This window comes from Microbacterium lacusdiani (genome assembly GCF_054779895.1).
Genome location: NZ_BAAGXJ010000001.1, coordinates 22,438 through 41,357 on the forward strand (window position 1 = coordinate 22,438; position 18,920 = coordinate 41,357).

General features: G+C 72.7%; 18 protein-coding genes and 1 tRNA gene. 17 read left to right on the top strand and 2 right to left on the bottom strand.

Annotated elements, in window-relative coordinates; translation table 11 throughout:
- Positions 1–8: 8 nt before the first annotated feature.
- The 15 genes from ACYVGN_RS00095 to ACYVGN_RS00165 all read left to right on the top strand — a co-directional run bounded on the left by ACYVGN_RS00095 (position 9) and on the right by ACYVGN_RS00165 (position 14,760).
- Positions 9–905 (top strand): TatD family hydrolase, encoded by an 897-nt coding sequence (locus ACYVGN_RS00095; RefSeq protein WP_460787990.1) that lies wholly within the window; start codon positions 9–11, stop codon positions 903–905.
- 18 nt (positions 906–923) lie between these two features.
- Positions 924–1,799, top strand: a complete 876-nt coding sequence (gene rsmA / locus ACYVGN_RS00100; RefSeq protein ID WP_460787992.1) for a 16S rRNA (adenine(1518)-N(6)/adenine(1519)-N(6))-dimethyltransferase RsmA — start codon at positions 924–926, stop codon at positions 1,797–1,799.
- A 9-nt stretch (positions 1,800–1,808) separates the two neighbouring features.
- Positions 1,809–2,882, top strand: coding sequence for an aldo/keto reductase (locus tag ACYVGN_RS00105; protein WP_460787993.1), 1,074 nt, complete (start codon positions 1,809–1,811; stop codon positions 2,880–2,882).
- The gene (locus ACYVGN_RS00110) at positions 2,879–3,811 is read left to right on the top strand and encodes a 4-(cytidine 5'-diphospho)-2-C-methyl-D-erythritol kinase (protein ID WP_460787995.1); all 933 of its coding nucleotides are present in this window, start codon (positions 2,879–2,881) and stop codon (positions 3,809–3,811) included. Before ACYVGN_RS00105 ends, ACYVGN_RS00110 begins: the two co-directional genes overlap by 4 nt.
- A gap of 40 nt (positions 3,812–3,851) precedes the next feature.
- A complete protein-coding gene (locus tag ACYVGN_RS00115; RefSeq protein ID WP_134745614.1) occupies positions 3,852–4,166 on the top strand; it encodes a DUF427 domain-containing protein in 315 nt (104 codons plus the stop codon).
- A gap of 91 nt (positions 4,167–4,257) precedes the next feature.
- Positions 4,258–5,097, top strand: coding sequence for an ATP-binding cassette domain-containing protein (locus tag ACYVGN_RS00120; protein ID WP_460787996.1), 840 nt, complete (start codon positions 4,258–4,260; stop codon positions 5,095–5,097).
- Positions 5,094–5,765, top strand: coding sequence for an ABC transporter permease (locus ACYVGN_RS00125; protein WP_460787998.1), 672 nt, complete (start codon positions 5,094–5,096; stop codon positions 5,763–5,765). Before ACYVGN_RS00120 ends, ACYVGN_RS00125 begins: the two co-directional genes overlap by 4 nt.
- Positions 5,762–6,475, top strand: a complete 714-nt coding sequence (locus ACYVGN_RS00130; RefSeq protein WP_460787999.1) for an ABC transporter permease — start codon at positions 5,762–5,764, stop codon at positions 6,473–6,475. Before ACYVGN_RS00125 ends, ACYVGN_RS00130 begins: the two co-directional genes overlap by 4 nt.
- Before the next feature lie 64 nt (positions 6,476–6,539).
- Positions 6,540–7,469, top strand: coding sequence for an ABC transporter substrate-binding protein (locus ACYVGN_RS00135; RefSeq protein ID WP_460788000.1), 930 nt, complete (start codon positions 6,540–6,542; stop codon positions 7,467–7,469).
- 3 nt (positions 7,470–7,472) lie between these two features.
- Complete coding sequence (locus tag ACYVGN_RS00140) at positions 7,473–8,462, top strand: DUF2332 family protein (RefSeq protein WP_460788002.1); 990 nt, start codon at positions 7,473–7,475, stop codon at positions 8,460–8,462.
- A gap of 171 nt (positions 8,463–8,633) precedes the next feature.
- Positions 8,634–9,659 carry a LacI family DNA-binding transcriptional regulator gene (locus ACYVGN_RS00145; protein WP_460788310.1) on the top strand — a complete coding sequence of 342 codons (1,026 nt, stop codon included), beginning with the start codon at positions 8,634–8,636 and terminating at the stop codon, positions 9,657–9,659.
- A gap of 148 nt (positions 9,660–9,807) precedes the next feature.
- Complete coding sequence (gene mmsA, locus ACYVGN_RS00150) at positions 9,808–11,346, top strand: multiple monosaccharide ABC transporter ATP-binding protein (protein WP_055990621.1); 1,539 nt, start codon at positions 9,808–9,810, stop codon at positions 11,344–11,346.
- Positions 11,343–12,701: a multiple monosaccharide ABC transporter permease gene (mmsB, locus tag ACYVGN_RS00155; RefSeq protein WP_134745619.1), complete on the top strand. Its 1,359-nt coding sequence runs from the start codon at positions 11,343–11,345 to the stop codon at positions 12,699–12,701. Before mmsA ends, mmsB begins: the two co-directional genes overlap by 4 nt.
- 44 nt (positions 12,702–12,745) lie before the next feature.
- Positions 12,746–13,861 carry a substrate-binding domain-containing protein gene (locus ACYVGN_RS00160; RefSeq protein ID WP_055989994.1) on the top strand — a complete coding sequence of 372 codons (1,116 nt, stop codon included), beginning with the start codon at positions 12,746–12,748 and terminating at the stop codon, positions 13,859–13,861.
- An 83-nt stretch (positions 13,862–13,944) separates the two neighbouring features.
- Entirely contained in the window at positions 13,945–14,760 is an 816-nt protein-coding gene (locus ACYVGN_RS00165) for a DNA/RNA non-specific endonuclease (RefSeq protein WP_460788003.1), read from the top strand.
- Here ACYVGN_RS00165 and ACYVGN_RS00170 read toward each other — a convergent pair.
- Positions 14,738–16,210: a sugar transferase gene (locus ACYVGN_RS00170; RefSeq protein WP_460788005.1), complete on the bottom strand. Its 1,473-nt coding sequence runs from the start codon at positions 16,208–16,210 to the stop codon at positions 14,738–14,740. The two genes, ACYVGN_RS00165 and ACYVGN_RS00170, sit on opposite strands and share 23 nt — an antisense overlap.
- A gap of 150 nt (positions 16,211–16,360) precedes the next feature.
- Here ACYVGN_RS00170 and ACYVGN_RS00175 point away from each other — a divergent pair, with 150 nt between their 5' ends.
- The gene (locus ACYVGN_RS00175) at positions 16,361–18,157 is read left to right on the top strand and encodes an ABC-F family ATP-binding cassette domain-containing protein (RefSeq protein WP_460788007.1); all 1,797 of its coding nucleotides are present in this window, start codon (positions 16,361–16,363) and stop codon (positions 18,155–18,157) included.
- Between the two features lie 124 nt (positions 18,158–18,281).
- Here the strand turns inward: ACYVGN_RS00175 and ACYVGN_RS00180 are convergent, their stop codons facing one another.
- Positions 18,282–18,791, bottom strand: coding sequence for a MarR family winged helix-turn-helix transcriptional regulator (locus tag ACYVGN_RS00180; protein ID WP_055989981.1), 510 nt, complete (start codon positions 18,789–18,791; stop codon positions 18,282–18,284).
- Positions 18,792–18,848: 57 nt separating this feature from the next.
- Here ACYVGN_RS00180 and ACYVGN_RS00185 point away from each other — a divergent pair.
- Positions 18,849–18,920: transfer RNA gene (locus ACYVGN_RS00185), tRNA-Gln, on the top strand.

The window sequence follows — 18,920 nt, forward strand, 5'->3', positions numbered from 1 at the left end:
GCCGCCGCATGACCCCGCTCGAGACCCCGGACGACCCGAGCCGCTACGTCCGCCAGCGCGACGCCGACGGCCGCAAGGATCTCCGGCATCCGCCCGTGCCCGAGCCGCTCGCGGTGCCGGTCTACGACAACCACTGCCACCTCGAGATCGAGGACGGCGAGCAGCCCCTGAGCCTCGAGGAGCAGCTCGACCGCGCGCTCGACGCGGGCATCGCGGGCGTGGTGCAGGCCTCGGGCGACATCGAGTCGTCGCGCTGGGCCGTCGCCGCCGCGGAGGCGCACCCGCGCGTGCTGGCCGCCGTCGCGATCCACCCGAACGACGCGCCGCACTACGCCGAGGCCGGGCGCCTGGACGAGGCCCTCGCGGTCATGGACGAGCTCGCCGCGCACCCGCGCGTGCGCGCGATCGGCGAGACCGGGCTGGACTACTTCCGCACGGACGAGCCTGGCCTGCCGGCGCAGCACGCGTCTTTCGAGGCGCACATCGCGCTCGCCAAGAAGCACGGCATCGCGATGCAGATCCACGACCGCGAGGCGCACCGCGACGTGCTCGACACGCTCGCGCGCGTGGGCGCCCCCGAGCGCACCGTGTTCCACTGCTTCTCGGGCGACGCCGACATGGCCCGCGAATGCGCGGACGCCGGCTACTACCTGTCGTTCGCGGGCAACATCACGTTCAAGAACGCGCAGAACCTGCGCGACGCGCTCGCCGTGACGCCGCGCGAGCGCATCCTGGTCGAGACGGACGCGCCGTTCCTCACGCCCGTGCCGCACCGAGGCCGCCCCAACGCGCCGTACCTGGTGCCCGTGACGATGCGGTTCATGGCCACGGAGCTCGGCGCCGACCTCGACGAGCTGTGCGCGCAGGTCGCGGCCAACACGCTCGCGGTGTACGGGGAGTTCTGAGCGACCGGCGACAATAGGGTGATGGTCACTCTCCTCGGTCCCACCGAGATCCGCTCGCTCGCCGCGCGCCTCGACGTCACGCCCACCAAGAAGCTCGGGCAGAACTTCGTGGTCGACGCCAACACGGTCCGCAAGATCGTGCAGGTGGCGCGCGTCACGGCGGACGACCGGGTCGTCGAGGTCGGGCCGGGGCTCGGATCCCTCACGCTCGCGATCCTGGAGACCGGCGCGCGCGTGACCGCGGTCGAGATCGATCACCGCCTGGCCGCCGAGCTGGCGGCCACGGCGGCGGCGCACGGCGTCCCGGAGGGCGCGCTGACCGTCGTCGACGCGGACGCGCTGCGCGTGACGGAGCTGCCGGGGGAGCCGACGGTGCTGGTCGCGAACCTGCCGTACAACGTGTCGGTGCCCGTGCTGCTGCACTTCATGGAGACGTTCCCGGCCCTGGAGCGCGGCGTCGTGATGGTGCAGGCCGAGGTGGGGGAGCGGCTCGCCGCCCCGCCCGGCAGCAAGGTGTACGGCGCGCCGAGCGTCAAGGCCGCCTGGTACGGTCCGTGGCGCCTGGCCGGCACCGTGTCGCGCCAGGTGTTCTGGCCGGTGCCGAACGTCGACAGCGTGCTGGTCGGCTTCCACCGCGACGCCGAGCCGCGCGGCACCGAGGCCGAGCGCGAGCTGACGTTCCGGATCGTCGACGCCGCGTTCCAGCAGCGGCGCAAGATGCTGCGCCAGGCGCTCGCGGGCGTCCTGGGCGGCTCGGCCGCGGGCGCGACCGAGGTGCTCGAGCGCGCGGGCGTCGCCCCCACCGCCCGGGGCGAGGAGCTCGCGATCGACGACTTCGTCCGGATCGCCCGCGCGGTCCGACCCGGGGCGGCCCCGGCGGCCGTCGACGGATAGCCTGGGGGCGTGACCCACGCTCCGCGCTTCCACTCGCGCCCCGTCGCCGACATCCACCGTCCCTACACCGCGGCGGACGACCGCTACGCGCGGCTCGGCGACTTCCGCCAGGTGGGCGCGTCGGGCCTGTACCTGCCGCCCCTGTCGCTCGGCCTGTGGTGGAACTTCGGCGACAACATCCCGATGGACCGCCAGCGCGCCCTGCTGCGCCACGCCTTCGACCGCGGCATCACGCACTTCGACCTCGCCAACAACTACGGCCCGCCGTACGGCTCGGCCGAGAAGAACTTCGGCCGGATCTACGCGGAGGACCTCAAGCCGTACCGCGACGAGTTGATCATCTCGTCGAAGGCCGGCTACGACATGTGGCCCGGCCCGTACGGCGATCACGGCTCGCGCAAGTACATCCTGCGCAGCGCCGAGCAGTCGCTCACCCGCATGGGCCTCGACCACGTCGACATCTTCTACTCCCACCGCGTCGACGCGGTCACGCCCGTGGAGGAGACGATCGGCGCGCTCGACACGCTCGTGCGCCAGGGCAAGGCGCTCTACGTGGGCATCTCGTCGTACGGGGCCGAGGAGACCGCGCGGGCGCAGGAGGTCGCGCGCTCGCTCGGGACGCCGCTGGTCATCCACCAGCCGTCGTACTCGATCGTGAACCGCTGGATCGAGGACGGCCTCACCGACGTGCTGCGCCAGGAGGGCATGGGCGCCATCGCGTTCGTGCCGCTCGCGCAGGGCCTGCTCACGTCGAAGTACCTCGGCGACGGCACGGCCGAGCGCGCGCAGCAGCGCTCGTCGCTGCCGGGGCGCCGGCTGCCGGAGGCGACGCTCGCGATCCTGCGGGAGCTGGACGCGGTCGCGTCCGGCCGGGGCCAGACCCTCGCGCAGCTCGCGATCCAGTGGGTGCTGCGCGACCCGGTGGTCGCGTCGGCGCTGATCGGGGCGTCGCGGCCCGAGCAGCTGGACGAGAACCTCGCCGCACTGGAGGCCCCGGCGCTCGACGCGGACGAGCTCGCCCGGATCGACGAGATCGCCTCGCGCGCCCCCGCGGACCTCTGGGCGGATCCCGAGGGCGCATGACGATCGCCGAGGAGTTCCCGTCCGTGCGCGTCCGCGCGCCCGGCAAGATCAACGTCTACCTCGAGGTGGGCGCGCTGCAGGACGACGGCTACCACGAGCTCGCCACGGCGTTCCAGGCCGTCTCGCTGTGCGAGGAGATCGTCGCCACCCACTCCGACGGCTTCACGATGGCCGTCACGGGCACGGTCGATCTCGACGGCGTCCCGGTCGACGACCGCAACCTGGCGCTGCGGGCCGCGCGGCTGCTGGCGGCCGAGACCGGCTACGAGGGCGGCGTGCACCTCGAGGTGCACAAGCAGGTCCCCGTCGCGGGGGGCATGGGCGGCGGATCGGCCGACGCCGCGGCGGCGCTGGTGGCGTGCGACGCGCTGTGGGACACGCGCCTGTCGCACCCGGAGCTGCACCGGCTCGCCGCGCGGCTCGGCGCCGACGTGCCGTTCGCGCTGAAGGGCGGCACGGCGATCGGCACGGGCCGCGGAGACGTCCTCAACCCGGCCCTCGCGCGCGGACGCTTCGACTGGGTGCTCGTCACGAGCGAGGAGGGTGTCTCGACGCCCAAGGTCTACGGCGAGCTCGACGCGCACCGCGAGCGGCACCGGGTCGACATCGGCCCGATCGCGACGCGCCCGTCGGTCGACGCCGAGGTGCTGCACGCGCTGCGCGCCGGCGACCCCGCGATGCTCGCGGCCGCGCTGCGCAACGACCTGCAGGTCGCGACGCTGCGGCTGCGCCCCGACCTGGCGTCGATCCTCGAGTACGGCGAGGCGTCGGGCGCGCTCGCGGGCATCGTCTCGGGCTCCGGCCCCACGCTGGCGTTCCTGTGCGCCACGCCCGAGCACGCCGCCGAGCTGCGCGCGCTGCTGGGGGCGGACGGCCACACGGCGCTGCACGTGCACGGCCCGGTGCCCGGCGCGCGGGTCATCGGCTGAGCGGGTTCCGGCGCGCGGCGCGCGGGGCTACCCTCGCAGCATGCGCGCACTGTGGCGCGACCACGTGGTCGCCGAATCCCCGGACGAGCGGATCATCGAGATCGAGGGCAACCGGTACTTCCCACCCGACACGATCGACCGGTCGCTGTTCCACGCGAGCCCCACGCCGTACACGTGCCCGTGGAAGGGCGAGTGCCAGTACTGGACGCTGCGGCACAGCCAGGGCGACACGCAGGACGAGGCGGTCGACGCCGCCTGGAGCTACCCCACGCCGCAGCACAGCGCGATCGAGCGCGTGGGCGCGGACTTCTCGGGGTACGTCGCGTTCGGCGCCGAGGTGACCGTCCTGCCCTGACGCGCCCGCGCGCGGCCCCCGCGTCCCCGGCCGCCGGTAGAGTCCGAGGGAGTCCGACAGGGACGCCCGTCCGACCGACGTCAGGAGTGCCGTGATCGAGTTCCGATCCGTCCGGAAGACCTACCCTGACGGCGCGGGCGAGTCCGTCGCCGTCGACGACGTCAGCCTGATCGTGCCGTCCCACCGCACGGTGGTGCTGGTGGGCTCCTCCGGCTCGGGCAAGACCACGCTGCTGCGCATGGTGAACCGGATGGTGGAGCCCACCTCGGGCGCCGTGCTGATCGACGACGACGACGTCCGCCACCGGGATCCCGTGGCGCTCAGACGCGGCATCGGGTACGTCATGCAGCAGGCGGGCCTGCTGCCGCATGTGCGCGTGATCGACAACATCGCGACCGTGCCGGTGCTCAACGGCGTGCCGCGGCGCGAGGCGCGCGAGCGCGCCCGCGCGCTGATGGACACCGTGGGGCTCGACGGGCGCCTGGCCGACCGGTACCCGGGCCGGCTGTCGGGAGGCCAGCAGCAGCGCGTCGGAGTGGCGCGGGCCCTTGCGGGAGACCCGAACATCCTGCTGATGGACGAGCCGTTCGGCGCGGTGGACCCGATCGTGCGGCGCGAGCTGCAGCAGGAGCTGCTGCGGCTGCAGCAGACGCTGGGCAAGACCATCCTGTTCGTCACGCACGACGTGGACGAGGCGTTCCTGCTCGGCGACGAGGTCGTGATCCTGGCCGCCGGCGGCCGCATCGCCCAGAAGGGCACGCCCGAGGAGATCCTCGCGGCGCCGGCCGACGACTTCGTCGCGGAGTTCGTGGGCATCGCCGGCGGCGACCGCGAGCTGACGCTGCGCCGCTCGGACGGCGCCACGGTGATCGTCGACGCGGCCGGCCGCGTGCACGGCGTGCTGCGCGAGGAGGGGGCGCCGCGCGGATGAGCTGGGTGGCCGACAACGCGGGACTGATCGCGGCGCTCACGCTGGAGCACCTGCGCCACAGCGTGCTGCCGATCGTGTGGGGCCTCGCGGTGTCGCTGCCGCTCGGCTGGATCGCGCACCGCTGGCGGCTGGTGCGCGGCCCGCTGATCGTCGCGACGGGCCTGCTGTACACGCTGCCCTCGCTCGCGCTCCTGCCGCTGCTGCCGGTCGTGTTCGGGATCAGCGCCCTCAGCGAGCTGAACCTGCTGCTGGCCCTCACGATCTACGCGGTCGCGATCCTCGTGCGCGCGGTCGCCGACGGGTTCGACTCGGTTGACCCGGACGTGCGCCGCGCCGCGGTCGCCGTGGGGTACGGCCCGGCGCGCCGCTTCTGGGGCGTCGAGCTGCCGCTCGCGGGTCCCGTGATCCTCGCGGGCGTGCGGGTCGCGGCCGTGAGCACGATCGCGCTCGCGACGGTCGGCATCCTGATCGGCGTGACCAACCTCGGGTACCTGTTCACGAACGGCTTCCAGCGCCGCATCGTCGAGGAGATCCTGGCGGGCGTGGTCGCGGTGGCGCTCGTCGCGCTGGCGGTCGACCTGCTGCTGCAGCTCGCGGGCCGCGCCCTCATGCCCTGGACGCGCGCGCACGCCGCGGGCGCAGGCCGCGCGGCGGGAGCCCTCGCATGAACCTGCTGCTCGAGGCGCTCGCCTGGCTGCTCTCGCCCGAGCGGCTCGAGGGATCCGGCTCCCTTCCCCGCGCCGTCCTGGTGCACCTGGCGTACACGTTCGCGGCGGTCGCGATCGCCGCGGCGATCGCGGTCCCGGCGGGATGGGCCATCGGCCACACCGGGCGCGGCCGCGAGATCGCCGTGGGTCTCGCCGGCGCCGCACGCGCCATCCCGTCCTTCGGGCTCATCCTGCTGCTCGTGCTGCTGCTGGGCGTGACCAACAAGCCCGAGGCGGCGCTGATCGCGTTCGTGCTGCTGGCGATCCCGTCGATCCTCGCCGGCGCGTACGCGGGACTGCAGGCCGTGGACCGCGCGACGATCGACGCGGCGCGCGCGCAGGGCATGACCGGATGGCAGGTGCTGTGGCGCGTGGAGGCGCCCCTCGGACTGCCGCTGCTGGTCGCGGGCATCCGCTCGGCCGTGCTGCAGGTCGTCGCGACCGTGACGCTCGCGGCCTACGTGAACCTCGGCGGGCTCGGCTTCGACATCCTCCAGGGGCTGCAGCTGCGCCGGTTCGAGCAGGTGCTGGGCGGAGCGATCGCCGTGGCGGCCCTCGCCCTCCTGCTGGACGCGGTGTTCGCGCTGCTGCAGCGCGCCGCCGCGCCCGGCCATCTCCGCCGGGCCGGGCGCGGCCCGGCGTCCCGCCCCCTTGTCGGCGCCCCGGCGTAGGCTCGGATCGACCGCGACACACACTCACACGGCCGGTGGACGGCCAGGCAGGAAGGCGGCAGGCATGATCGGCACTCGACACTCACGCGCCACGCGCGCGGCCATCGCGGGCGTCCTCGGCGCGGGGCTCGCGCTCGTCCTGGCGGGCTGCGGCTCGAGCGACCCGCTCGCGGAGCCCTCGGGCGACGCCTCCGCCCCGGCGGGCGACGAGGCGATCGTGGTGGGCTCGCAGGCGTACCCGTCCAACGAGGTCATCGCGGAGATCTACGCGCAGGCGCTCGAGGCCGAGGGCTACACGGTCGAGCGGCGCTTCAACATCGGGCAGCGCGACGCGTACCTCCCGTCGCTCGAGAGCGGCGAGATCGACCTGTTCCCCGAGTACACCGGCAACCTGCTGCAGTTCTACGACGAGGACACCGAGGCCCGCACGGCCGACGACGTGTACGCCGCGCTCGGCGACGCGCTGCCGGAGGGGCTGACCCCGCTCGCGATGTCCAGCGCGACCGATCAGGACTCCTACACCGTGACCCGGGCATTCGCGGACGAGCATGGACTGGAGACGATCGGGGACCTCGCGGACGTCGAGGGGCCCCTCACGCTCGGCGGTCCGCCCGAGCTCGAGGAGCGCCCGTACGGCCCCGACGGGGCGGCCGAGGTCTATGGGGTGGAGCTCGAGTTCTCGGCGACGGGCGACACCACGGTCGAGGACCTGCTCGCCGGCACGATCGACGTCGCCAACGTGTTCACGGCCGACCCGCGCATCGAGACCGAGGACCTCGTGCCGCTCGCCGACCCCGAGGGGCTGTTCCTCGCGTCGAACGTCGTGCCGATCGCCTCCGGCGACGTCGCCGACGAGATCGCGCCGGTCATCGACCCCGTGAGCGAGGCGCTCACGCCCGAGGGCCTGGTGGCGCTCAACGTCCAGAACACGGTCGAGCAGCGGTCGGCGGCGGACATCGCGGCGGAGTGGCTCGCCGAGCACGGCCTGGACTGAGCCATGCGGCTCGACGGCGACGTCCCCGCGATGTACGCGGAGTTCGCGGACTACGCCGACGGGTCGTCGCCGAGTTTCGCGAGGTGGGCGCGCCGCGTCGCTGCGGACGCCGACGTGGTGGCCTGGCTCGAGAGCCTTCCGCCGGTCAAGCGGCAGCCGAATCTGGTCTTCGCCGCGGCACGGCGGCATGGCGTCCCCGCGCCCGGGCCCTATGAGGGCCTGCGGCGCGCCCTGCTGGCCGACGACGGCTCGATCCGTGCGACCATCCTGAGCCACGCGACGCAGACGAACGAGGCGGGGCGGATGGCGACCCTGGTGCCGGCGTTCGCGGCGGTGGCGGGGGACCGCCCGCTCGCGCTGATCGAGGTCGGTCCCTCGGCGGGGCTGTGCCTGGTTCCCGACCGGTGGGGCTACGCCTGGCGCACGCCGGCGGGTGAGAAGCGCATTCCGCCGCCCGACGGCGGCGGGGTGCTCTCGTGCGACGTGACCGGCTCCGCGCCCCTCCCGGACCGCGTGCCGACCGTGGCATGGCGCACCGGGCTCGACCTCAACCCGCTCGACGTGCGGGACGACGAGCAGATGGCCTGGCTGGAGACGCTCGTGTGGCCGGAGGAGGACGATCGCCGGGCGCAGCTGCGCACGGCGATCCGGCTGACGCGCGTGGACCCGCCGCCGCTCGTGCGCGGCGACCTGCTCGTCGACCTCGACGATCTGATCGACCGGGCGGGCGCGGAGGCTCCGGACGCAGTCGTCGTCGTGTTCCACACGGTGGTCGCCATGTACCTGTCGGCCGACGACCGCGCGGCCTTCGCGGACGCCATGCGCGCGCGGGTCGCCGCGGGCCGGTGCCACTGGGTGTCGAGCGAGGTCCCGGGCGTCGTCCCCGGCGTCGCGGGGGAGGGCGTGACGGCGGGCCGCCTGGTGCTCGCGATCGACGGCGCGCCGGCCGCCGCGGCGCACCAGCACGGTCGCACCCTCGACTGGTTCCGCTGAGCGTCTCGATCGCTCGGCGGCTCCCGGGGTGCGGCCCTCGCGGGATCCTGGCATGATGATCGGGACCGTGTGTGAACGTACACATGAGTGCCGTGGGCGATCCACGGCGACGGCAGGCGAGCAGCGAGCGCTCGCGCAGCACTGAGGCTGGTGGGGACTGTGGAGCAGGCGATGGAGCGCACGCCGGGCCGGCGTTCCGCCGTGCCGAGCATCCGCGACGTGGCGCGCCTCGCCGGCGTCTCGCATCAGACGGTCTCGCGCGTGCTCAACGACCACCCGAGCATCCGCCCCGAGACCAAGCAGCGGGTGCTCGACGCGATCGCGGTGCTCGACTACCGGCCGAACCTCGCGGCCCGCGCGCTCGTCACGAGCCGCTCGAACGTCATCGGGGTGATGTCGGCGACCATCGGCGAGTTCGGTCCCGCGTCGTCGATCGCGACGATCGAGGAGGCCGCCCGCGTCGAGGGGTACTCGGTCACCACCGTGAACCTGCCCGACACGACGCCCGAGGCGATCGGCGCCGCCGTGCGCCAGCTCCTGCGCGAGCAGATCGCCGGCATCGTGGTGCTCGCGCCGCAGGTGCGGGTGTTCCACGTGCTGCGCGGCATGGCGATCGACGTCCCCTTCGTGAGCCTCCAGACCGCCTCCGGGGCCACGGGGGAGAGTCTCGCGGCGGACCAGGTGGAGGGCGCCCGGCTCGCGACCGCCCACCTGATCGAGCTGGGCCACCGCGACATCGTCCACCTCGCCGGACCGCAGGACTGGATCGAGGCCGAGTCGCGCATGCGCGGCTACCTGGACGCGCTGCTCGACGCCGATCTGCCGACGATCGCGCCCATCCGGGGCGACTGGACCGCGGACTTCGGCCACTTCGCCGGGGTCGAGCTGGCGCGGCGCGGCGACTTCACGGCCGTGTTCGCCGCCAACGACCTCATGGCGATCGGCCTCATGCACGGGTTCCGCGACGCCGGGCTCGACGTTCCCGGCCACGTGAGCGTGGTCGGGTTCGACGACATCCCGGTCGCGAAGCACGTGTGGCCTCCGCTCACCACGGTGCACCAGGACTTCGCGGAGCTCGGCCGCCGCGCGGTCGAGCTGCTGCTGGCGGGCATCCGCGGCGAGGAGCCGCCCCGTTTCGGGCAGCTCCAGCCCGAGCTGCTCGTGCGCGCCTCGTCCGCGGCGCCCTGGCGCAGCTGACTTCTCGCCCCGTGCTTGACATGGCCGGGCGGCCGGTGCACGATGTACTGCGATGTGAACGGTCACACGGAGCGCGTGTGACACAGACAGCGAGGTCGATGTGAGCAATACGGCAGCCGTGCCGACGGTGTCCCCGCCCATCCTGGAGATGCGGGACATCTCGAAGGAGTTCCCGGGCGTCAAGGCGCTCGCGCACGTGAGCCTGACCGTCAAGGCCGGCGAGATCCACGCGATCTGCGGCGAGAACGGCGCGGGCAAGTCCACGCTCATGAAGGTGCTCTCGGGCGTGTACCCCTACGGCACGTACACGGGCGACATCCTGCTGCGCGGCGAGGAGATGCGCTTCCGCGACATCCGCGCGAGCGAGGCGGCGGGCATCGCGATCATCCACCAGGAGCTCGCGCTGATCCCCGAGCTGTCGATCACCGAGAACATCTTCCTCGGCAACGAGGTGCGCGCGGGCATCGCGATCGACTGGCGCGCGGCGCGGTCGCGCGCGGTCGAGCTGCTGGCGCGCGTGGGCCTCGAGGAGGACCCCGACACCGCGATCAAGCACCTCGGCGTCGGCAAGCAGCAGCTGGTCGAGATCGCCAAGGCGCTCAACAAGGACGTCAAGCTGCTGATCCTCGACGAGCCGACCGCGGCGCTCAACGAGGACGACTCGCAGCACCTGCTCGACCTCATCCTCGGGCTCAAGGGCCGCGGCATCTCGTCGATCATCATCAGCCACAAGCTCAACGAGATCGAGCAGATCGCCGACGAGATCACGATCATCCGCGACGGCCGCAAGGTCGAGACGCTCGACATCACCAAGGGCGAGATCAACGAGGACCGCATCATCCGCGGCATGGTGGGCCGCTCGCTCGAGAGCCGGTACCCGGACCGCGAGTCGCACATCGGCGAGGTCTTCTTCGAGGTCCGCGACTGGGTGGTCCGCCACCCGACCGTGTCGGAGCGCTTCGTGGTCAAGGGCTCCAGCATCGAGGTGCGCCGGGGCGAGGTCGTCGGCATCGCGGGCCTCATGGGCGCCGGGCGGACCGAGTTCGCGATGAGCATCTTCGGCCGCTCGTACGGCGAGTACGTCTCCGGCACGATCGTCAAGGACGGCCGGGAGATCACGCTCCCGGACGTCCCCTCGGCCATCCGTCACGGCCTCGCCTATGTGAGCGAGGACCGCAAGGTGCTCGGGCTGAACCTCCTGGACACGATCAAGCGCTCGACCGTCGCGGCCAAGCTGTCGAAGATCTCCCGCCGCGGCGTCGTCGACGAGCGGCTCGAGCACACGGTGGCCGAGGAGTACCGCAAGGCGCTGCGCATCAAGACCCCGAGCGTCGACGTCGGCGTCGCGACGCTGTCGGGCGGAAACCAGCAGAAGGTCGTCCTGGCCAAGTGGATGTTCACCGACCCGGACCTGCTGATCCTCGACGAGCCGACCCGCGGCATCGACGTGGGAGCCAAGTACGAGATCTACACGATCATCAACGAGCTCGCGGCCAGCGGGAAGGGCGTGATCGTGATCTCGAGCGAGCTGCCCGAGCTGCTCGGCATCAGCGACCGCATCTACACGGTGTTCGAGGGGCGGGTCACCGACTGCCTCGACGCCAGAGACGCCACACCCGAGGCGCTCATGCGCAGCATGACCTCGCTCCGTCCCCTGAACGACCCCGCATCGAAGGCGAACGCATGACCGACACCGCCAGCACCCCGTCCGCCAAGCGCGGCTTCCACCTCAGCGACATCCGCGCGATGTTCGGCGGCGGCGGCCAGTCCACGCTGCGCCAGTTCGGCATCCTGGGCAGCCTGATCGTGATCATCCTGCTGTTCCAGGTGCTCACGCTCGTGTTCAAGGGCGCCGGCCTGACGCTCTCGAGCGGCAACCTGATCAACGTCGTCAACCAGTACTCGTACATCCTGATCCTGGCGATCGGCATGGTGATGGTGATCATCATGGGTCACATCGACCTGTCGGTCGGCTCGGTCGCGGCGTTCACGGGCATCATCGTCGCCAAGGCCATGGCGGACTGGAGCCTGCCCTGGCCGCTCGCGATCGTGCTGGGCCTCGGCGTGGGCGTGCTGGTCGGAGCGTGGCACGGTTTCTGGGTCGCGTACGTGGGCGTTCCGGCGTTCATCGTGACGCTGGCGGGCATGCTGTTCTTCCGCGGCGCCAACCAGTGGATCGGCCAGTCGACGACGGTCTCGGTCCCGGCCGACTTCAAGTACATCGGCGCGGGCTACCTGCCCGAGCTCGCGGTGCCCCTCAACTTCAACGTGCTCACGATGGTGCTGGCCCTCGCGGGCGTCGCCTGGATCGTGTTCAACGAGGTGCGCCTGCGCCGCATCCAGACGAAGATGGGCGCCGCCAAGGCGCCCCTCTGGGTCAGCGTCGTCAAGACCGTCGCGCTGTCCGCGGCGATCCTGTGGGCCGGATGGATGTTCGCCAACGGACGCCCCGGCACGAGCTTCCCGATCGCCGGCATCATCCTGCTGGTCCTGGTGATCGTGTACTCGTTCCTCACGAACAGCACCGTGTTCGGCCGCCACATCTACGCGGTCGGCGGCAACCGCCAGGCCGCGCGCCTGTCGGGCGTGAAGGACCGGTGGGTCGACTTCTTCGTGATGATGAACATGTCGGTGCTGGCCTCGATCGCGGGCATGATCTACGTCGCCCGCGCGGGCGCCTCGGGCCCGCAGGACGGCAACGGCTGGGAGCTCGACGCGATCGCATCGGTCTTCATCGGCGGCGCGGCCGTCTCGGGCGGCATCGGCACCGTGATCGGCTCCATCATCGGAGGCCTGGTCATGGCCTTCCTCAACAACGGCCTCCTGCTGCTCGGCGTCCAGGCCGACATGGTGTCGATGATCAAGGGCCTCGTGCTGCTGGTCGCGGTCGGCGTCGACGTCTGGAACAAGCAGCAGGGCCGTCCCTCGGTCATCGGCTTCCTCATGAACCGACGCAAGGCCGTCGCCGACTTCTCCGGCGACATCAAGACCCCCGCCGCCGCGGACGCGGCCGGGAAGAAGGAGAACGCGACTCGCAGCTGAGCCGCGCTCTCCGTCCCGCACACACAGAAAGTGACACGAATCGCATGAAGAAGATCGCTCTCACCGCCACGGCGGCGGTCGCAGCGCTGGCGCTGGGCCTGACGGGGTGCTCCTCGGAGCGCGGCGGCGGCGCCGCCCCCGGCGAGACCGAGGCCCCCGCGGGCTTCGAGGCCGGCGCCACGATCGGCGTGGCGCTGCCCGACAAGACCAGCGAGAACTGGGTGCTCGCGGGCGACCTGTTCACCGAGGGCCTCGAGGAGGCCGGCTTCCAGGCCGACGTCCAGTACGCCCCGGCGAGCAACACGGTCGCCGAGCAGCAGAACCAGATCCAGGCCATGGTCACGTCGGGCGCGAAGGTCATCGTGGTCGGCGCGAAGGACGGCAAGCAGCTGGGCACCCAGCTCGAGGCCGCCAAGGACGCCGGCGTCACGGTGATCGCGTACGACCGCCTGATCGAGAACACCGAGGCCGTCGACTACTACGTCGCCTTCGACAACTTCAAGGTCGGCGAGCTGCAGGGCCAGGCGCTGCTCGAGGGCCTCGAGGCCAAGGCCGGCCACGACGCCCCGTACAACGTCGAGCTGTTCTCGGGCTCGCCCGACGACGCGAACTCGGCCGTCTTCTTCGACGGCGCCATGAGCGTGCTGCAGCCGAAGATCGACGACGGCACGCTGGTGGTCGCCTCGGGCCAGACCGACATCGCGCAGACCGCGACCCAGGGCTGGCTCGCCGAGAACGCGCAGGAGCGCATGGACAGCCTGCTCACGTCGACCTACAGCGGCGACACCGAGCTCGACGGCGTGCTCTCGCCGAACGACACGCTGGCCCGCGCCATCCTGACCTCGGTCGAGCAGGCGGGCAAGAAGCAGCCGGTCGTGACCGGTCAGGACTCGGAGGCCGAGTCGGTGCGCTGGATCATGGAGGACCGCCAGTACTCCACGATCAACAAGGACACGACGCTCCTGGTCGAGCAGACCATCAAGATGATCGGTCAGCTGCAGGCCGGCGAGGAGGTCGACGTCAACGACACCGAGCAGTACGACAACGGCGTGAAGGTCGTCCCCGCGTACCTGCTCGAGCCGGTCATCGTCACGAAGGAGAACGCCGCCGAGGCGTACGCCAACGTGCCGAGCCTGCTGGAGATCGTCGAGTCGTACTGACCCGGACGCGCGCGATCACAGGGGCCGCCGGGTGTTCACCCGGCGGCCCCCGTCGTGTCGGACGGTGCCGATAGCGTCGGGGCATGGCCGAGGGTTACGACGACGGGTTCCTGGACGCGCCGCTGCCGCTGCCGGAGGCGGCGGACGCCGTGCGGCTCGACTACACGCACTTCACGGTGCTCCTCGACCGCGATCGGCGCCTCGCGCGGCTCACCGCCGTGAACGTCGCGGGAGCGGAGCTCGTCGACGTGCCGCGCGGCGATGACTGGCGGCTCGACGACCGGATCCCCGCGGAGTGGCAGGCGGGCCCGGAGGTGTATGCCCGCAACGACCTCGACCGCGGTCACCTGGTGCGCCGCCGCGACCCGGTGTGGGGCCCGGACGCCCGCCGCGCGGACAGCGACACGTTCCACTACACGAACGCCGCGCCGCAGGCCTCCGGCTTCAACCAGTCCCAGGAGCTGTGGGTGGGGCTCGAGGACCACGTGCTCGAGTACGCCGACGCGAACGACCTGCGGATCTCGGTGCTCACGGCACCCGTGCTGGGCGAGCGCGACATCCCGTACCGCGGCATCCGCATCCCGCTGCGGTTCTTCAAGATCGCCGCGTGGTGCCGGGGCGCCGAATTGCGCGCCGCCGGGTTCGTGCTCGACCAGTCGCCCGTGCTCGATCGCGACGACCTCGACCGCGGCGTCGCGGCGGACCGGACGCCCGACCTCGGGCCGTTCCGCACCTTCCAGGTGCCGATCGCCGACCTCGCGGGCCTGGCCCGGCTCGATCTCGGACCGCTGATCGCGGCGGACGTCGTGCCGCCCGCCGCGCGCGCCGAGCCCTGGCGCGAGCTGCGCGCGCCCGGCGACATCCGCCTCCAGGGCGTCAGAAGGCGCCGCGCGCCGTGAGGACCGCCGTGACCGTGCGGAACAGCAGCGCGACGTCGCCGGGGATCGACCGGTTCTCGGTGTAGCCGAGGTCCAGGCGGATCCCGTCTTCCCAGCTCAGGGTGCTGCGCCCGCCGACCTGCCACGGGCCCGAGATCCCGGGCCGCACGTACAGCCGGCGCCGCTCGTCCTCGGTGTACTGCGCGACCTCGCGGGGCAGCGCGGGACGGGGCCCGATCACGCTCATGTCGCCGCGCAGCACATTCCAGAACTGCGGCAGCTCGTCGAGCGAGCAGCGCCGCAGGACGCGGCCGACGCGCGTCACGCGCGGGTCCTCGCGCACCTTGAACAGGGGGCCGGCGGCGTCGTTGAGCGCCATCAGCGCGGCCGAGCGCCGGTCGGCGTCGACGCTCATGGAGCGGAACTTCAGCATGCGGAACGGCCGCCCGCCCTCGCCGATGCGCTCCTGCCGGTAGAGGACGGGGCCGGGGGAGTCGAGCCGGATGGCGATCGCGATCGGCACCGCGAGCAGGCCGACCGGGATGAGCGCGAGCGACGCGACGACCACGTCGAACACCCGCTGCGCGGCGCGGCGCGGACCGTCGTACCGGGCGACGCGCAGGCGCAGCATCGGGAGCGCACCGGATGCCGAGACGGACAGCCGCGCGGCGGCGACGTCGGTCAACCCGCTCCATGACAGCACGTCGGCCGCCCGGCCCTCCACGGCCCAGGCGAGCCGTCGCAGGAACGCCGGGACTCCATCCGGCGTTCCTGCGACGAGCACGGTGTCCGCCGACACGCGGTCGACCGCGTCGGCGACCGTCCCGACGACGGCGTCGCCCGCGTCGTCGGCATCGAACACGACCGCTCCGCACACCCGCACGGGCGACGCCGCGATGCGGGCGATCTCGTGCTCGACGGTCGCGACGTCGGCCGCGCGTCCGACCACGACGGCCCGCGCCGGGCTGGATCCGCGCAGCGAGCGCCACGCGATCCTGCCGGTCGCGATCGCGACGGCACCGATGGGCGCGCCCACGGCGAGGACCACGCGCGCCGCATCGAGCGGCAGGACGCCGGCCACGGCCGCGACCGCGATCAGGCCGAGGGCAGCGGCGGTCGCCGCCGCCACGCGCGCCAGCTCGCCGCGGGGCGTGAGCCAGGGGTCGTGCGACCGCGCCAGCACCAGGCAGGCGCACCAGAGCGCGGCGGTCGCGGCGGCGGGTGCCGCGAGGGCCGGAGACGCGAGCGCGACCGCCGCGCAGGCTCCGGATGCCATGGCCGCGTCGGTGACGAGCAGGCGGCGGCGGTGCGACGCGTCCCTCGCGCGCCGTCGCGACAGCGAGGCGCGCGCGACGGGCACGGGCGCGTCGAACGCCGGGAGGGCGTCGTCGGCCGGGGCGGAGGCCGGGTGGGCGCCCAGGACGGGGGGAGCGGGCAGGAGTCGCGCGGCGGCGATGCCGACCGTGGTCATGCGGGCACGCTCACGTCGAAGCTCATGCGTCCTCCTCGGGATGGCAGATCGCGTCGTGGATGCGGGAGGGCTGGGGCCCGGTCCCGACGGGTGTCAGGAGAGGGCGCCCCGCGGTCTGATACACCGCGGCTCGCCTACGCTGGAGGGGATATGGCGCATCTTCTCGGGGCTGAGGCCCTGCACCTCGAATACCCGACCAAGGTGGTCTTCGACTCGGTCTCGCTCGGCGTGAACGAGGGCGACCGCATCGGCATCGTCGGCCGCAACGGCGACGGCAAGTCCAGCCTGCTGGCGATGCTCGCGGGCCGCCGGGAGCCCGACGCCGGCCGGGTCACGGTGCGCGGCGGCGTGCGGATCGGCGTCCTGGACCAGGCAGACACGCTCGACGACGACGACACGATCGGCGGCGCCGTCGTGGGCGACACCCCCGAGCACGAGTGGGCCGGGGACCCGAAGGTCCGCGACGTGATCGCGGGGCTGCTCGGCGACCTGCCCTGGGACGCCCGACTCGGCACGCTCTCGGGCGGGCAGCGGCGCCGGGTCGCGCTCGCGAAGCTGCTCGCGGGGGACTGGGACGTGCTCGCGCTCGACGAGCCCACCAACCACCTCGACGTCGAGGCGATCGCCTGGCTCGCCGAGCACCTCAAGCGGCGCTGGGCGCCGAACGCGGGCGGGCTGCTGACCGTGACCCACGACCGCTGGTTCCTGGACGAGGTGTGCACGGCCACGTGGGAGGTCCACGACCGCATCGTCGAGCCGTTCGAGGGCGGCTATGCCGCGTACATCCTGCAGCGCGTCGAGCGCGACCGTCAGGCCGCGGCGATCGAGCAGCGGCGCCAGAACCTCGCGCGCAAGGAGCTCGCGTGGCTGCGCCGCGGGGCTCCCGCGCGAACCTCGAAGCCGAAGTTCCGGATCGACGCGGCCAACCAGCTGATCGAGGACGTGCCCGAGATCCGGAACAGGACCGAGCTCCAGTCGCTCGCCGTCTCGCGCCTCGGCAAGGACGTCGTCGACCTGCTCGACGTGTCGGTGTCCTACGGCGAGCGGGAGGTGCTGCACCGGGTCGAGTGGCGGCTCGCGCCCGGTGAGCGCACGGGCATCCTGGGGGTGAACGGCGCCGGCAAGTCGACCCTGCTGGGCCTGATCTCCGGCGCGGTCGCGCCCACCGACGGCCGCGTGAAGCGCGGCAAGACCGTCAAGGTCGCCACGCTCACGCAGCGCCTGGACGAGCTGGAGGAGCACCTCGACGAGCCGGTCCGGGTGGTGATCTCGCGCCTGCGCACGACGTACACGTTCGGCTCCGGCTCCAAGGCGCAGGAGCTCTCGCCCGGCCAGCTGCTGGAGCGGATGGGCTTCTCGAGCGCGCAGCTGTCGACGCCGGTCAAGGATCTCTCGGGCGGGCAGAAGCGCCGCCTGCAGCTGCTGCTCATCCTGCTCGATCAGCCCAACGTGCTGATCCTGGACGAGCCCACCAACGACCTCGACACCGACATGCTCGCGGCCATGGAGGATCTGCTCGACTCATGGCCGGGCACGCTCATCGTCGTCTCGCACGACCGGTACTTCCTGGAGCGCGTCACCGACCAGCAGTACGCGATCCTCGGCCACCGGCTGCGTCACCTCCCCGGCGGCGTGGACGAGTACCTGCGCCTGCGGCAGCTCGAGCAGGCGGCGCCGGCGGCGAAGCCCGCCGCCGCGACGGCCGCTGCCGTGGAGCCCGCCCTCAGCGGCGCCGAGCTCCGCGCCGCGCAGAAGGAGATCGCGGCGCTCGAGCGCCGCATCGGCCGGCTCACGGAGCAGATCGACGCCGCCCGCACGGCGCTGGCCGAGCACGACCAGTCCGACTACGCGGGCCTCGCGCGCGAGATGGAGGCGATCGGCGCCCTCCAGGACGAGGTCGCCCAGCTCGAGGAGCGCTGGTTCGAGCTCACAGAGCAGACGGGCTGAGGGCAGACGGGCTGAGGCTCTGCCACCCTCGCGAGACAGCATCGCACCGCCGAGACTGCATCGCACCGCCGAGACAGCGGTGGTCCACAGCGGTCTCGGCGGGGGATTGCAGTCTCGGGCGGGATCAGGCCTCGGGTGCCGTGTCGAAGCCGAGCGAGAGGCGGCGCAGCAGCGCGGCGAGCCGGTCGCGGTCGGCGGCGCTGAGGCGGCGCAGCAGCTCGGCCTCGGCGTCCATCAGCCGCGTGATCGCGGCGTCCACCCGCACCCGGCCGTCCTCCGTCAGGGTCACGAGCACGCTGCGGCCGTCGTCCGGATCCGCCTCGCGGCGCACGAACCGGCGTCCGACGAGCCGGTCGATCCGGTTGGTCATGGTGCCGCTCGAGACCAGCGTCTGCTGCAGCAGCTGCTTCGGGCTGAGCTGGTACGGCGCCCCCGCACGCCGCAGCGCGGAGAGGACGTCCCACTCCCACGGCTCGATGTCGGTGCGGCGGAACGCCTCGCGGCGCGCCCGGTCGAGGTGCCGCGACAGGCGGTCCACGCGCGAGAGCACCTCCATGGGCGAGAAGTCGAGGTCGGGGCGCTGGTGCGTCCACGCGTCGACGATGCGGTCGACCTCGTCCGTCTCGGATGCCATCCCTCAAGAATGGCAGACTTGACCGAGCGGCCCCGGGACCTCCGGATCATGCCGCGGTCCGCCATGGTGTAACGGCAGCACGACAGCCTTTGGAGCTGTGAGGACCAGGTTCGAATCCTGGTGGCGGAG